The 12,846-nt window shown below is 65.2% G+C and carries 14 protein-coding genes and 1 pseudogene; 7 read left to right on the top strand and 8 right to left on the bottom strand.

Annotated features, from left to right (window positions below; translation table 11 throughout):
- Positions 1–27 precede the first annotated feature (27 nt).
- Positions 28–771, bottom strand: a complete 744-nt coding sequence (locus V5F77_RS13910; RefSeq protein ID WP_429005954.1) for a DUF1345 domain-containing protein — start codon at positions 769–771, stop codon at positions 28–30.
- A gap of 136 nt (positions 772–907) precedes the next feature.
- Between V5F77_RS13910 and V5F77_RS13905 the strand changes: the two genes are divergently transcribed.
- Together V5F77_RS13905 and V5F77_RS13900 are read left to right on the top strand one after the other, a co-directional pair.
- The gene (locus V5F77_RS13905; protein WP_429005953.1) at positions 908–1,477 is read left to right on the top strand and encodes an HdeD family acid-resistance protein; all 570 of its coding nucleotides are present in this window, start codon (positions 908–910) and stop codon (positions 1,475–1,477) included.
- 22 nt (positions 1,478–1,499) lie between these two features.
- Positions 1,500–2,318 (top strand): SGNH/GDSL hydrolase family protein, encoded by an 819-nt coding sequence (locus tag V5F77_RS13900; RefSeq protein ID WP_429005952.1) that lies wholly within the window; start codon positions 1,500–1,502, stop codon positions 2,316–2,318.
- A gap of 74 nt (positions 2,319–2,392) precedes the next feature.
- Here V5F77_RS13900 and V5F77_RS13895 read toward each other — a convergent pair whose 3' ends face one another.
- From V5F77_RS13895 to galU, 7 genes are all read right to left on the bottom strand, one after another.
- Positions 2,393–3,013 (bottom strand): 2,3-bisphosphoglycerate-dependent phosphoglycerate mutase, encoded by a 621-nt coding sequence (locus V5F77_RS13895; protein ID WP_429005951.1) that lies wholly within the window; start codon positions 3,011–3,013, stop codon positions 2,393–2,395.
- 165 nt (positions 3,014–3,178) lie between these two features.
- On the bottom strand, positions 3,179–3,994 hold the full coding sequence (gene dapB / locus V5F77_RS13890) for a 4-hydroxy-tetrahydrodipicolinate reductase (RefSeq protein ID WP_429005950.1): 816 nt from the start codon (positions 3,992–3,994) through the stop codon (positions 3,179–3,181).
- A gap of 37 nt (positions 3,995–4,031) precedes the next feature.
- The gene (locus V5F77_RS13885) at positions 4,032–4,649 is read right to left on the bottom strand and encodes a DUF1330 domain-containing protein (RefSeq protein WP_429005949.1); all 618 of its coding nucleotides are present in this window, start codon (positions 4,647–4,649) and stop codon (positions 4,032–4,034) included.
- A gap of 89 nt (positions 4,650–4,738) precedes the next feature.
- The gene (gene pyrF / locus V5F77_RS13880) at positions 4,739–5,464 is read right to left on the bottom strand and encodes an orotidine-5'-phosphate decarboxylase (RefSeq protein WP_429005948.1); all 726 of its coding nucleotides are present in this window, start codon (positions 5,462–5,464) and stop codon (positions 4,739–4,741) included.
- On the bottom strand, positions 5,461–6,042 hold the full coding sequence (locus tag V5F77_RS13875; protein WP_429005947.1) for a histidine phosphatase family protein: 582 nt from the start codon (positions 6,040–6,042) through the stop codon (positions 5,461–5,463). The genes pyrF and V5F77_RS13875 overlap by 4 nt, the downstream gene beginning before the upstream one ends.
- Entirely contained in the window at positions 6,039–6,641 is a 603-nt protein-coding gene (locus V5F77_RS13870) for a class I SAM-dependent methyltransferase (protein ID WP_429005946.1), read from the bottom strand. The genes V5F77_RS13875 and V5F77_RS13870 overlap by 4 nt, the downstream gene beginning before the upstream one ends.
- Positions 6,642–6,769: 128 nt before the next feature.
- Positions 6,770–7,651, bottom strand: a complete 882-nt coding sequence (gene galU, locus V5F77_RS13865) for a UTP--glucose-1-phosphate uridylyltransferase GalU (protein WP_429005945.1) — start codon at positions 7,649–7,651, stop codon at positions 6,770–6,772.
- A 242-nt stretch (positions 7,652–7,893) separates the two neighbouring features.
- Here galU and galE point away from each other — a divergent pair.
- The 5 genes and pseudogenes from galE (at position 7,894) to V5F77_RS13840 (ending at position 12,475) form a co-directional block, all read left to right on the top strand.
- Positions 7,894–8,882 (top strand): annotated as a pseudogene (galE, locus tag V5F77_RS13860) (UDP-glucose 4-epimerase GalE).
- Between the two features lie 130 nt (positions 8,883–9,012).
- A complete protein-coding gene (locus V5F77_RS13855; protein WP_429005944.1) occupies positions 9,013–10,326 on the top strand; it encodes a lytic murein transglycosylase in 1,314 nt (437 codons plus the stop codon).
- Positions 10,327–10,484: 158 nt separating this feature from the next.
- Complete coding sequence (locus V5F77_RS13850; RefSeq protein ID WP_429005943.1) at positions 10,485–10,793, top strand: hypothetical protein; 309 nt, start codon at positions 10,485–10,487, stop codon at positions 10,791–10,793.
- 46 nt (positions 10,794–10,839) lie between these two features.
- Entirely contained in the window at positions 10,840–11,112 is a 273-nt protein-coding gene (locus tag V5F77_RS13845) for a cysteine rich repeat-containing protein (RefSeq protein WP_429005942.1), read from the top strand.
- A 145-nt stretch (positions 11,113–11,257) separates the two neighbouring features.
- A complete protein-coding gene (locus V5F77_RS13840) occupies positions 11,258–12,475 on the top strand; it encodes an ABC transporter substrate-binding protein (protein ID WP_429005941.1) in 1,218 nt (405 codons plus the stop codon).
- Positions 12,476–12,846 lie beyond the last annotated feature (371 nt).

Here is a 12,846-nt window from a genome sequence, read left to right as displayed (position 1 = left end):
GAGTCCGCCAGCGGTGCAAGCGCGGCGCTAGACCAAGCTCGCCGCCACGTTGACGCCGAGCGCGATCACGGCGGCGTTGAAGATATAGGAGGCGATCTGATGCCCCAGGACGAGCCGGCGCAGGCGCGGCGAGGGTATCGTCACATCGGCGGTCTGCGAGGCCGTGCCGATGTTGAAGGAGAAATAGAGCAGGTCCCAATAGGTCGGTCTGGCATCGCCGGGAAACACCAGCATGGGCGAGGCGTCAGGTCGCGCGGAGTAAAATTCGCGCGAATAGTGCAGCGCATAGATGGTGTGGAGAAACAGCCAGGACAGTAGCAAAGTGCTGACCGCCAGCGTGACCCGCAGCGGAGATGACCCGCTGTTGGTCCCATGATGGCCGCTCTCCATGATCACCGCTGCAAGGCTGATTCCCGCGCAAAGCAGCGAGGCGACGAGAATCACAGGCCCGCCCTCGTCGTCGATGCCGGCATGGATGCTCAGCAATTGCGCGTCGGTGCGCACCACGAGAATGCCGACCAGGACCAGCCACACGAATATCGCGATGTCCCAAGCCAAGAGCGCCCGCGTTATGACCTGGGAAACACCGACCACCCCCATGGCTGCGAAGGCGAGGGCACCGAGCACGATCGCAATGAATAGCCGCGCGTGCAGGCGCACGACACGGTGGCCGACCCATAGCTGTGCGATCTGGTCCGCCCGCTCCCGCGCCAGCGCTTCTGCCTCACGCCGGGCATCGGCGGCGCGGGTCGAATTCCTGCTGCGTACCATCACCGGACCTTCGACCTGAGCCGACTCGCAACCTATAATAATATACTGCGGCATCGCCCGTGCATTGTCTGCGCGCATTGCGCGCGCGGCTCGGATATGGTCGCTTGCGCTTGGCCTTCCCTCGCGGAGCATCACCATGCCAACCAGCATCACCTCACCCGTCGCCAAGCTCCACATCACTGAAATCCGCGCCAGCTGGGGCTGGTTCGTGGCCCTGGGCATCGCCTTCGTGCTGCTGGGTTTCATCGCCCTCGCCCATTTGCTGACATCCACCATCGCCACCGCCCTCTATGTGGGCGCCATGGTCCTGGTGGCAGGAGTGGTCGAGATCATCCATGCCTTCCGCGTCCAGAGCTGGGGCCGGTTCCTGTTCTGGCTGCTCGGCGGCGTGCTCTATGTGGTCGCCGGCGCGCTGATCATGTACCAGCCGCTGCTCGCGGCCGGTGTCATCACGCTGATGATCGGCGTGTCCCTCGTCGTCGGCGGCGGCTTCCGGATCTTTGCCGCCATCGGCGCACGTCCGGCTGCAGGCTGGGGATTTCTTGCGCTCTCGGGCGTCATCACCTTCCTGCTTGGAGTCGTGATCATTGCGGGATGGCCGGTCAATTCGGTCTTCCTGCTCGGCCTGTTCCTGGGCATCGACCTGATCGTGAACGGCGTCACCACCACCCTGTTCGGGTTCGCCCTGCGCCAGAAGGCGCTGTAGGACCCCAAAAAAGGAGCGCGGCATGGCCGCCAGATTTTCCGGCGCGGCGCGGCATTTCAAGCGCGCCGCGCTCTTGGTCCTTACCGCCTTTTCTGCCACTCCTGCGCTGGCGCAGATGCCAGCCTGTCCGCCTCAGCCGCCGCAGGCCGCCCTGAGCGTGCCGCGCGCGGCAGAGACGCTGGCGAAGACCAAGGCCCTGACCATCGTCGCCATCGGCTCCTCCTCCACCACCGGAGTCGGCGCGTCCGATGCAACGCGGACCTATCCCGCGGTGCTCGAAGCGGAATTGCAGGCTCGCTTTCCGGGCACGCAGATCAAAGTCGTCAACAAAGGCGGCAATGCCGAGGACGTGCCGGAGAATCTCTCCCGCTTCGATCGTGACGTGGGTGCCCTGAAGCCGGACGTGGTGCTCTGGCAGGTCGGTACCAATTATGTGCTGCGCAGCTTCGGGCTCGGTACGTTCGCCGACCAGTTGCGCACCGGCATCGCCCGCATCCGCGCCTATGGCGCAGACCCGGTGCTGATCGACCTGCAATATTCGCCTTGGGTAAATATGGACGCCGACACCGGCCCGATGTTGAAACTCATCGCCGACGTGGGCCAGCAGGAGCGGGTCCCCGTGGTCGCCCGCTACGCCATGATGAAGCGCTGGAAGGAGAGCGACGGGGTGCCCCTATCGCAGATGATCATCCTCGACGGCCTGCACCTCACCGACTGGAGCTATAAATGCTTCGCCCAGGCAGTAGCGGTGCGGCTTTCCGCCGGGCTGGCGCAAACTGTAAGGCCCGCGAAACCGGCGGACGCCGCCCCGCGCGCGCCAACCGCGGTCCCGGTGCAATGAACCGTACGGTGCAGTCTCAGCGCCGCATTCCTGTGCCACGGCGCTGATCCCGCAAGGGACCGGCGCCTGAAAGCTCAGATCATCAGGTCGCGAGACTCTTCCACCGTCGCGTCCGCCTTCAGACGGTAGATGATGGGCGCACCCGTGGCGAGTTCGCGCTTCACGATGGTCTCGGGCGTGTGCCGCTCCAGCACCATCACCAACGCGCGCAACGAATTACCATGTGCCGCCACCAGGGTCCGACGGCCCCGCAGCACGCTCGGCAGGATCTCCTGGACATAATAGGGCAGCGTACGCGCCACCGTGTCGCGCAGGCTCTCGCCACCCGGCGGGGGCACGTCGTAGGAGCGGCGCCAGAGGTGTACCTGCTCGTCGCCCCAGCGCTCGCGCGCATCATCCTTGTTGAGACCGGAGAGGTCACCATAGTCGCGCTCGTTCAGAGCCTGGTCCGAGATGGTCTCGATACCGCTCAAACCCATCTCCTCCAGCATCAGGGAACATGTGCGCTGGGCACGGCCGAGGACAGAGGTGTAGGCAAGATCAAAGATGAGACCTTCGGACGCGAGCAGGCTGCCCGCACGCTGCGCTTCCGCGACCCCCTTCTCGGTCAGGCCGGGATCGCGCCAACCCGTGAAGAGATTCTTGAGGTTCCACTCGCTCTGCCCGTGACGGACGAGGACGAGAAGCCGTTCCATGGACGCATTCCTTGAGCGAAAAAGCCGAAACGGCGAGGAATATTTTGTCGGCGCGACTGATAGCACGGTTGCCGCCGGAAACTCAAAATCCGCAAGGCTCTCAGCCCCGTGGGGCGACGTTTTGCAGCGCTGTGCCCGGAGAAGGGCGAACGCTGCAAGGTTGCGTCAGAAATCGGAAAGGCCAAGCACGTCCGCCATGGAATAAAGGCCGGGCTCACGATCCTTGGCCCAGCGGGCCGCAACCAGCGCGCCATGGGAAAAGATCGACCGATCCTCCGCCTTGTGCACCAGTTCGATGCGCTCGGCCGGGCCAGCGAAAATCACCTGATGCTCGCCGATCACCGAACCGCCGCGCAGACTCGCAAAGCCGATGGTGCCGGGCCGGCGCGGGCCGGTCACACCGTCGCGGCCGCGCACGCAATAATCATCGAGATTGATATTGCGGCCGGCGGCCGCCGCCTCGCCCAGCAACAGGGCGGTGCCGGAGGGGGCGTCCACTTTGCGGGCGTGATGCATCTCGACGATCTCGATGTCGAATTCCTGTCCCAGTGTCGCCGCGACCCGTTTGGTCAAAGCCGCCAGCAAGGTGACGCCCAGGCTCATATTGCCGGAACGCACGATCGCGGTGCGCCGCGCCGCCGCCGCGATGGTGGAGAGGTCGGACGCGGAAAACCCGGTGGTACCGATGACATGGGCAATGCCGGCCTCCGCCAGCGTTTCCGCAAGCCGTACCGAGGCGGCGGGCGTAGTGAAGTCGATCACCACATCGGCGCCATTCAGCACCCGGGAGACGTCATTGCGGACCGTCACGCCACATGCGCCCTGCCCCGCCAGCAGACCGGCGTCCTCGCCGAGATGGGGACTGTCGGCATGCTCCAAGGCCCCGACCAGGGCAAATCCTTCGGTTTCCAGCACCGCGCGCAGGAGGGTGCGCCCCATGCGCCCGCTGGCCCCGGTGATGACGACACGCAGATCCGACACTTAGCGTTGCTCCCTGATCAGGCCGACCGGTCCTGTTTCAAGCCGGCTGCGGGCCGACATAGCCGGACGCGATGATGAGATCCACGTCCGCCGCGCCTTCGCGCAGCTTGACCGCCTTTTGATATCCGTCCGACTGGTAGCAGGCGCGCGCGGTCGGCACATCATCGAACGCCAGCAATACGATGCGCTGCCGGCCAATGCCTTCGAGCAATTCCTGCCGTCCGCCGCGCACGAGGAAGCGCGGTTTGAAATCTGCAGTGCCGCCCGCCGCCGCGTAAGCGCGGTATCCGTCCTCATTGGTCACGTCGATGCCCATGATCCAATAGCCGGCAGGCACATCCGACACGGGCGGAGCCGCGACCGGCGGCTCGACACCTTCCACGATCAGGACGTCGGCTATGGAATAGGGTTTGCGCAGTTCGAGCGCTGCCTGATACTCGGGCGAGAAATAGCAGGCGCGCGCCGCTTCGAAGCTTTCGAACTCGATCACCACGTTGCGGCCGCGCGAAATGCCTTCCAGGGCATCGATCGCGCCGCCACGCACCAGGAAATGGGCCTTGTGGGCCAGGAACGGCGCGGCGTTCGCCTTCGCATATTCCGCATAGCCGACCGGATTGACCACATCGACCCGTGCGATCCAATAGCCCTTGGCCATCTGCTTCCGCCCCTTATGTTTCCTGCCCGGCTGCGGCGCTGGCGCGCGCCGGGCGACCATCCCATAGCCACGCCCCCGCCGTCGAGGCGTCAGACGTCGGCGATTTGCGTCAAAATGGCCCTCGCCGCCGCCACCGGGTCCGGCGCGGCGATGATGGGGCGACCGACCACGATCATGTTGGCCCCGGCCGCGATGGCGGCTGCGGGCGTGGCGATCCGTTTTTGATCACCCACGTCCGAGCCGCTCGGCCGCACGCCGGGCGTCACCACAAGGCCGTCCGGCCCGAGCACGCCGCGCACCATGGCCGCGTCGGTGGGGGCGCAAATGACGCCGGCAATCCCGGCATCGCGCGCCTGCCCGGCGCGCATGCGCACGATCTCGCCGACACCGCGCCCGTAGCCGGCGGCCGCAAGGTCAGCATCGTCATAGGATGTCAGCACGGTCACGCCGAGTACCTTGAGGGGAGTGCCCTGCGCGCCCCGCGCGGCGGCGGCGAGGGTTTGGGGATAGGCATGGACGGTGAGCAGGGTCACGCCACGTTCGGCGGCGGCGGCGGTCGCACGCTCCACCGTATGATCGATGTCATGGAGCTTGAGATCCAGGAACACCTTCTTGCCGGCACTGATCAGGTCACTTGCAAGGTCGAGACCGCCGGCGATCGTAAGTTCCAGGCCGATCTTGTAGAAGCTGACCGCATCGCCCAATTGCCACACCAGCGCTTCGGCAGCGGCGACATTGGGGAAGTCCAGGGCCACGATGAGTTTTTCGCGCGCCGATTCTGCGGGAGGCGGGACGATCGTCGATCCGGCTATCATGGGGTCAAGACCTCCTCCATGGCGCGCCAGTGATCGGGGGGGCGACCCGGCGCGGATTGGAACCAACAGCCCCCGCCCACAGGTGGCTGGTCGTGCGCCCGGGAGATCGGATAGCCCGCGAGATGGCACAGGAGCAACGTGCCCACCCCGCCGTGGCCAACGAAGATGGGGGGTGTCTGCGGCGCATCGGCAAGCGCTGCTTCCACTTCCCGCACAATCCGCGCCTGAGCGTCGATGGCCCGCTCCCACCCGCGCACGCTCGCGTCTGGCGTCGCGAAGAAGGCGTTCGCTACCGATTGGAACTCGGCCTCCTTGAGATAGCCAGTGGCCGAGCGATCGTTTTCGTGCATCGCCGGGCGCACCTCCACCGAAAGACGCAGCGCCTCCGCCAGGATTGCGGCGGTCTCCTTGGCCTTCACCTCATCGCTTGAGACGATGCGGCCGAAGCCGAGAAGAGCTGAATCGCGGGTGAAGGCGAGGGTGCGGGCGATGCCGATTTCAGACAGACCCCACAGCGGCACCGGTACGTCCGCGTCCACCTTCACCTGGGGGTGACTGACATAAAGAAAGGGCGTCACGGCCGCCGATAGGCCCACACGCGCGCCGGAGGCAGGTTCAGCCAAACGCGGGGAGAGCGCTCGCCATTGATGCGGCCGTTCTTCAACGGCACCGGCGAGACCACCGCGTAGGTGAACTGGACAAACGGTGCTCCGCCGACGCACAGGTCAAATGCCTCGTTCACCATCCGGTCGCGATCTTCGGGCGAGCGGGTGAAGAGCGGCAGGGAGGAGATGGTGCCGACCGCCGGTCCGGGGAGGACGCCGTTCAGCGTCTTGCGCATTTCATAGGCGTCGCCCTGAATCACGGTAACACCGGGATAACGACGGCGCAGAAGAGCGCAGAATTCCGGGTTATATTCGATGAGAAACAGACGTTCTGGCGCGAATCCCCGCGCCAGCAGCGCCCGTGTCACCGGCCCCGTGCCGGGTCCAAGCTCGATCACCGGGCCGGGAACCGCCGGGTCGAGATAGCCCGCCATCATCCGGGCCAGAGCCTTTCCGGAGGGAGAAACCGCCCCGGTTTTCAAGGGATTCTGAAACCAGGATTGGAGAAACCGCAGCTCGTCGTTCATACGCGGCTTGCGCAATTCGCCGCTATGGTTTTGGGACTGCAGCATTCGCGGGCTCCGCGCCTGACCAAATATGTCGTAAGGAACCGCGATTAGACGGGAAAAGAGTTCCGGTCAAGGCAGGGCGCGGCGAACCCCATGGTATTGTAGTAGTTCAGAGTCCACCGCCCCTTAGGTCATTTGTCGAGAAATGCGATGAGTTCCTTGCGGAACTCCGGTTCGATATCCGGCCGCATCAAGGCGTAGGCGACATTGGCCATCAAGAACCCGATCTTGGAGCCACAATCATATACTGCGCCGTCGAAGGTCACGGAGAAGAAACGTTCGCGTTCCATCAGCTTCAACATGGAATCGGTGAGCTGGATTTCACCGCCGGCACCCTGCTCCTGCTTTGCCAGCAGATCGAAGATCGTCGGCTGCAAAATATAGCGTCCGGAAATGGCGAGGTTGGTGGGGGCGGTGCCGCGCTGCGGTTTTTCCACCATCTGTGTGATTTCGGGCACAAACCCCGGCGCCGAAGAGGTGCCGACAATGCCGTACTGATGGGTCTGGTCGTCCGGCACCTCATAGACCGAGATGACATTCCCGCCGGTATGCTCATAAGCCTCGACCATCTCCGAGAGGCAGCCTTTGCCATTCTTGGGGAGATGGAGCATGTCGGGCAGCAGCAGCGCGAACGGCTCGTCACCGATCAGATCGCGGGCGCACCATACGGCGTGCCCCAGGCCCAGCGGCAGTTGCTGGCGCGTGAAGGAGGTGGTGCCGGGCTTCGGCGTATCCCGGTCGAGCTGCTCCAGCTCGGCGGTCTTGCCGCGATCCACCAGGGTCTTCTCCAGCTCGAACTGGCGGTCGAAATGATCTTCGATCACCGCCTTGTTGCGGCCGGTGACGAACACGATGTGCTCGATGCCTGCGGCGCGCGCCTCGTCCACGACATGCTGCACGACCGGCCGGTCGACGACGGTCAGCATCTCCTTGGGCACCGCCTTGGTGGCGGGCAGGAAGCGCGTACCAAGGCCGGCAACCGGCAGGATGGCTTTCCGCAGAGGCTTCGGCATGGATTGGCACCATTCTGGTTTTGGGGGTCGGGGGCTTCTAGCACGCGTATCCGGTTCCCGGCAAAGCACACGATCGGGGCAATGGGCGACCTTTTGGCCGCCCGGGCCGGCCGCATCCGGTTTGCATGCAGGCTGGGCAAAAGGTAACCTATGGCCATCGGAAATGTTCCCGTGCCATTGCCGCTCAGCGATGATGCGTCGCACAATGAGCCATCGACGCACTTCAAAAAAGGGACGACCACATGGCGGTTCTGGTGACTGGCGGGGCTGGCTACATCGGGAGCCACATGGTTCTGGCCCTGCTCGACGCTGGCGAAAAGGTGGTCGTGCTGGACGATCTCTCTACCGGCTTTCGCTGGGCGGTGCCCCCCAGGCTGAATTCGTTGAGGGCGATGTCTGCGATGGCAGTTTGGTCGCCGGGATCGTGGCGCAGCACGGCATCGATGCCGTGATCCATTTTGCCGCTCGCATCGTCGTACCGGACTCCGTCACCGACCCGCTCGGCTATTATCTTGCCAATACGGTTAAGACGCGTGCGCTGCTCGAGGGCCTCGTGACGACCGGGGTGCGGCATTTCATCTTTTCGTCCACCGCCGCCGTCTACGGCATGGTCGGCACCGAGCCGGTTGACGAGGATGCCGCTCTCAATCCCATTTCGCCTTACGGCCGCTCCAAGCTGATGAGCGAATGGATGATGCGCGACGCCGGCGCTGCTTTTCCGCTGCACTATGTCGCGCTGCGCTATTTCAACGTGGCGGGCGCGGACCCGCATGGCAGATCCGGCCAATCGACGGCGGGGGCGACGCACCTCATCAAGGTTGCCTGTGAGGCGGCGCTCGGCAAACGGCCCGGCTTGCACGTGTTCGGCACGGATTATGAGACCCCCGACGGCACGTGCCTGCGCGACTACATTCATGTCAGCGACCTCGCCGCCGCCCATCTCGATGCGCTTGCCTATCTGCGGACGGGTGGCGCAAGCAGCATCTTCAATTGCGGCTACGGTCGGGGCTATTCGGTGCTGGACGTGGTGGAGACGGTAAAGGCGGTTTCCGGGGTCGATTTCCCCGTGACCTATTCGCCCCGCCGGCCTGGCGATCCCGCGGCCATTGTCGCAGCCTCCGATCGCATCCAGGCCCGGCTCGGCTGGAGGCCCAAGCTTGACGACCTGCCAACCATCGTTGCCCACGCCCTGGAATGGGAACGCAGCCTGGCCGTGCGGGCGGATATTTGATCGCCCTGCCCTCGCCGCCACATAAATTTGCCCTACGTTAACCACAGGGCAACCATATGCGCTTCCCATTAGCGGTCATGGCATCCGTGGGGCGACGTTTCTGCGCGCCGCCGTAGCGAAGAGGGCAGACATGGCGCTTAAGACAACTGGCGGAGCGCTCGCCATCGCATTCGGTCTCTCCCTGGCAGGGCTCGCGCCCGCCGGGGCACAGGCCCAAACGACCGGCTCCATCTTTGGCGTACCCGCCAATCCTAATCCCGAGGCGCCACGCGCCAGCAGCCACCCGCTGATGACGCCAGAGGCCATCGCCCAGGCGCAGGCCAATTTCCCCAATTGCATCGCCGGCATGTGGCCTCTCGCCCAGGCTAAAGGTGTGTCGCAGCGCGGTTTCGTACAATTCACCTCCGGGCTCGAGCCCGACATGAAGATCATGGACTATCTCGACAGCCAGCCGGAATTTTCCCGCGCGCTGGGCGATTACGTGAACATGCTGGTGAGCGAGCGCCGCATCGCCAAGGGCAAGGAGATCCTGGCCAAGTACAAGCCGATCTTCAATGCCGTAGAAAAGGCTTATGGCGTGGACCGCTACGCCATCGCAGCCATCTGGGGCATCGAATCCGACTACGGCAACCCCAATGGCATGGGCTCTCGCTCGGTACTGCGTTCCACCGCGACGCTAGCCTGCATCGGCCGGCGGCAGGATTATTTTCGCGACGAATTCATCGCCACCTTGCAGATCCTCGATAAGGGCGATGTGCCTGCGGACCATCTGAAGGGCTCGTGGGCCGGCGCGTTCGGCCCCACCCAATTCATGCCGACCAGCTTCCAGCGCTTCGCCGTGGATTTCGACCGCGATGGGCACCGCAACGTCGTGGATTCCATTCCTGACGTCATTGCCTCCACCGCCAACAACCTGAAGCTCGACGGCTGGCAGTTCGGCAAGACCTGGGGCTACGAGGTCGTGTTGCCGGCGAATTTCGATTATCGCTATGTGGACCGCTCGAAGCGCTACAGCCTCGCCCAATGGGCTTCGCTCGGCATCCACCGTCCCGGCGGCAAGGCGTTCCCCCGCGCCACCGATACCGCCTTCCTGCTGCTTCCAGCCGGAGCCAAAGGCCCGGCCTTCCTGATGCTGCCGAACTTCGGCTCCATCCTGAGGTATAATCCAGCGGATGCCTATGCCCTCGCCATTGGCCATCTGTCGGACCGGCTGCGCGGCGGCGGGCCGTTCGTGGCATCCTGGCCGGCTGGGGAGCGCACGCTGACCCGCGCCGAGCGGGTGGAAATGCAGACCCTGCTGCTGCAGCGCGGCTATGAGATCGGCAATCCCGACGGCATCCTCGGCACCAAGACCCGGGTCGCGGTGCAGGATTTCCAGGTCAAGAGCGGCATGGTGCCAGACGGCTATCCCAATGCGGATGTGCTCAACCGCCTCCGGCGCTGAGCGCTAAAGCCACCCGCCGCGTCGGAAACACCGGTTACAAAAGGTCACGCGCCGGATACATCGCGACATCGGCGCGAAAAACGCCCCGCTTATGCTCCGACCGTCCAGCACTTCTCCCGAAGGGCCGGACGGTCGGAGCATCTGTTCGGAGCGTTGCCATGAAACTCCCCTTTGCCTGCGCGCTTGTCGGCGCGGCCTTGGCCTTTGCTGACACCGCCGAGGCGATGAGCTGGGCCCGCAGCGGTTCTGTCGCGACCTATCGCGGCACCTATAGCGGCGCGGTGTCTGGCGCCTGCGGCGGCGGCACATGCTCGCGCACCGCCAGCATCGTCGGGCCTTATGGCGGCACCGCCAGCCGCAGCGGCACCGTCACCCGCACGGCCCCTGGCGCCTACAGCTACAGCCGCACGACGACGGGCCCCTACGGCCATAGCGTCACCCGCAGCGGTGCCTTCGCCCGCAACTGAGCTTCGCGGCGCAGCGCTTCCCCTCGCCCCACGATCGGACACTTCCATGCCCCACCTGCCCAAACGCGCGCTGCTGCGGCTCGCGCGCTTCGCCTTGCCCCTGCTGGTGCTCGGCCCGCCGCCAGCACTCGCCCAAAGCGCCGCGCCTCCTGCTGTTCAGGCGGCGCAGCAAGCGTGCCGGACCGACGCCCAGAAACTGTGCGCAAGCGTGCAGCCCGGTGGTGGGCGCATCGTGCAATGTTTGCGCGAGCAGCAGGGCCAATTGAGTGAGGCTTGCCGCACGGCGTTGGCCTCGCTCCCCTCACAGCAAGGCCAATAAGGCACGGCGACCTCTCGCCACGCCGGCTGAAATCCGCGCGCGCTCGACTTCCCTCTCCGCCTCGCGTATCCGCTGGGCGCTGGCGCTGCGTCTCTCCCGAAGGGGCATCCGATCTGCGGCGCGGCTCTGCGAAGGAGAGTTCGGGATGCGCACGCTGTCCGCTTCCATCTCGGCCCTGGCCGGCTTGGCCGCCCTCTCGGCTGCCCTGTGTGCCACGCCCGCGCACGCCCAGCAGGGCGAGATCAAGATCGGCGAGATCAATTCCTATTCCACTTTGCCCGCCTTCACGGAGCCCTATCGCAAGGGCTGGCAATTGGCGGTGGAGGAAGTGAACGCTGCCGGCGGCCTGCTCGGCAAGAAGCTGGTTGTGATCTCCAAGGACGATGCCGGAAAGCCCGCCGATGCCGTGACGGCCGCCAACGAACTGGTCTCCTCGGACCAGGTGGCGATGCTCACCGGCACCTTCTTTTCCCATATCGGCCTCGCGGTCTCTGACTATGCCAAGCAGAAGAAGGTATTCTTCCTCGCCGCCGAGCCCCTGACCGACGCCATCACCTGGGACAAGGGGAACGCCTATACGTTCCGCCTGCGCCCCTCCAATTACATGCAGGCGGCGATGCTGGCGGAGGAGGCGGCCAAGCTTCCCGCAAAGCGCTGGGCCACCATCGCCCCGAACTACGAATATGGTCAGTCGGCCGTTGCCGTGTTCAAGAAGCTGCTCTCCGCCAAGCGGCCGGATGTGGAATGGGTGGCCGAGCAATGGCCGCCCCAGGGCAAGATCGACGCCGGCCCGGTGGTGCAAGCCATCGCCGCCGCCAAGCCCGATGCGATCTTGAACGTCACCTTCGGTCCCGACCTCGCAAAGCTGGTGCGCGAAGGCAATGTGCGCGGCCTGTTCAAGGACCGCAGCGTGGTGAGCTTTCTCACCGGCGAGCCGGAATATCTCGACCCGCTGAAGGACGAGGCGCCGGAAGGCTGGATCGTCACCGGCTACCCCTGGTACGCCATCCAGAGCCCCGCGCACGACGCCTTCCTCAAGGCCTATCGGGCGAAGTTCAACGATTATCCCCGCCTCGGCTCGGTGGTCGGCTACAGCACCATCAAGGCCGCCGCCGCCATCATCGCCAAGGCAGGTTCCACCGACACCGATCAGCTGATCGCCGCCGCCGAGGGGATTTCACTCATCAGCCCGTTCGGCCCCATCGTGTTCCGCAAGGGCGACCACCAGTCCACCCTGGGCGCTTTCGTGGGCAAGACCAAAGTCCAGGACGGCCAGGGGCGGATGGTGGATTTCGTCTATCGCGACGGCGCCGCCTATCTGCCGAGCGAGGACGAGGCGGCAAAGCTGCGCCCGGCGCAATAGGCTTCCCCGCCTCGCCCGAACCGCCCCTCTCCCCGAGGGGGGGGTAGAGGGTTGGGGTGAGAGGGGAAGATCTCCGGCGAGGTGCTGTGTCCCCTCACCCGTCCGCTGCGCGGCCGACCTCTCCCCGTCGGGGAAGAGGTGAGTGGAGACCGTGAAAATCGAGGCGTGGAGACGTGAAGGCGGGGCTTCTAGCGAAGCGGAAACTGCGAAACATAAGCTGGGAGGACAAGTTTCCCCGCCTCGCCCAAGCCGCCCCCTCTCCCCGAGGGGGAGAGGGTCGGGGTGAGGGGTGAAGCTCTCCGGTGAAGCGCGGTGCCCCCTCGGGGAGAGGTGAGGAACGGCCCTGTCAAACCGAGGCGAGGAGACGAGAC

It is taken from the genome of Roseixanthobacter psychrophilus (genome assembly GCF_043195195.1).
Lineage (GTDB): Bacteria > Pseudomonadota > Alphaproteobacteria > Rhizobiales > Xanthobacteraceae > NCEH01.
Note: the sequence above shows the minus strand (reverse complement) of the source record. Positions and strands in the feature narration are given on the sequence as shown.

Coding starts and splice junctions, on each gene's coding strand:
- V5F77_RS13910 (WP_429005954.1), bottom strand. CDS start 771: ATGGTACGCAGCAGGAATTCGACCCGCGCCGCCGATGCCCGGCGTGAG.
- V5F77_RS13905 (WP_429005953.1), top strand. CDS start 908: ATGCCAACCAGCATCACCTCACCCGTCGCCAAGCTCCACATCACTGAA.
- V5F77_RS13900 (WP_429005952.1), top strand. CDS start 1,500: ATGGCCGCCAGATTTTCCGGCGCGGCGCGGCATTTCAAGCGCGCCGCG.
- V5F77_RS13895 (WP_429005951.1), bottom strand. CDS start 3,013: ATGGAACGGCTTCTCGTCCTCGTCCGTCACGGGCAGAGCGAGTGGAAC.
- V5F77_RS13885 (WP_429005949.1), bottom strand. CDS start 4,649: ATGGCCAAGGGCTATTGGATCGCACGGGTCGATGTGGTCAATCCGGTC.
- pyrF (WP_429005948.1), bottom strand. CDS start 5,464: ATGATAGCCGGATCGACGATCGTCCCGCCTCCCGCAGAATCGGCGCGC.
- V5F77_RS13870 (WP_429005946.1), bottom strand. CDS start 6,641: ATGCTGCAGTCCCAAAACCATAGCGGCGAATTGCGCAAGCCGCGTATG.
- galU (WP_429005945.1), bottom strand. CDS start 7,651: ATGCCGAAGCCTCTGCGGAAAGCCATCCTGCCGGTTGCCGGCCTTGGT.
- V5F77_RS13855 (WP_429005944.1), top strand. CDS start 9,013: ATGGCGCTTAAGACAACTGGCGGAGCGCTCGCCATCGCATTCGGTCTC.
- V5F77_RS13850 (WP_429005943.1), top strand. CDS start 10,485: ATGAAACTCCCCTTTGCCTGCGCGCTTGTCGGCGCGGCCTTGGCCTTT.
- V5F77_RS13845 (WP_429005942.1), top strand. CDS start 10,840: ATGCCCCACCTGCCCAAACGCGCGCTGCTGCGGCTCGCGCGCTTCGCC.
- V5F77_RS13840 (WP_429005941.1), top strand. CDS start 11,258: ATGCGCACGCTGTCCGCTTCCATCTCGGCCCTGGCCGGCTTGGCCGCC.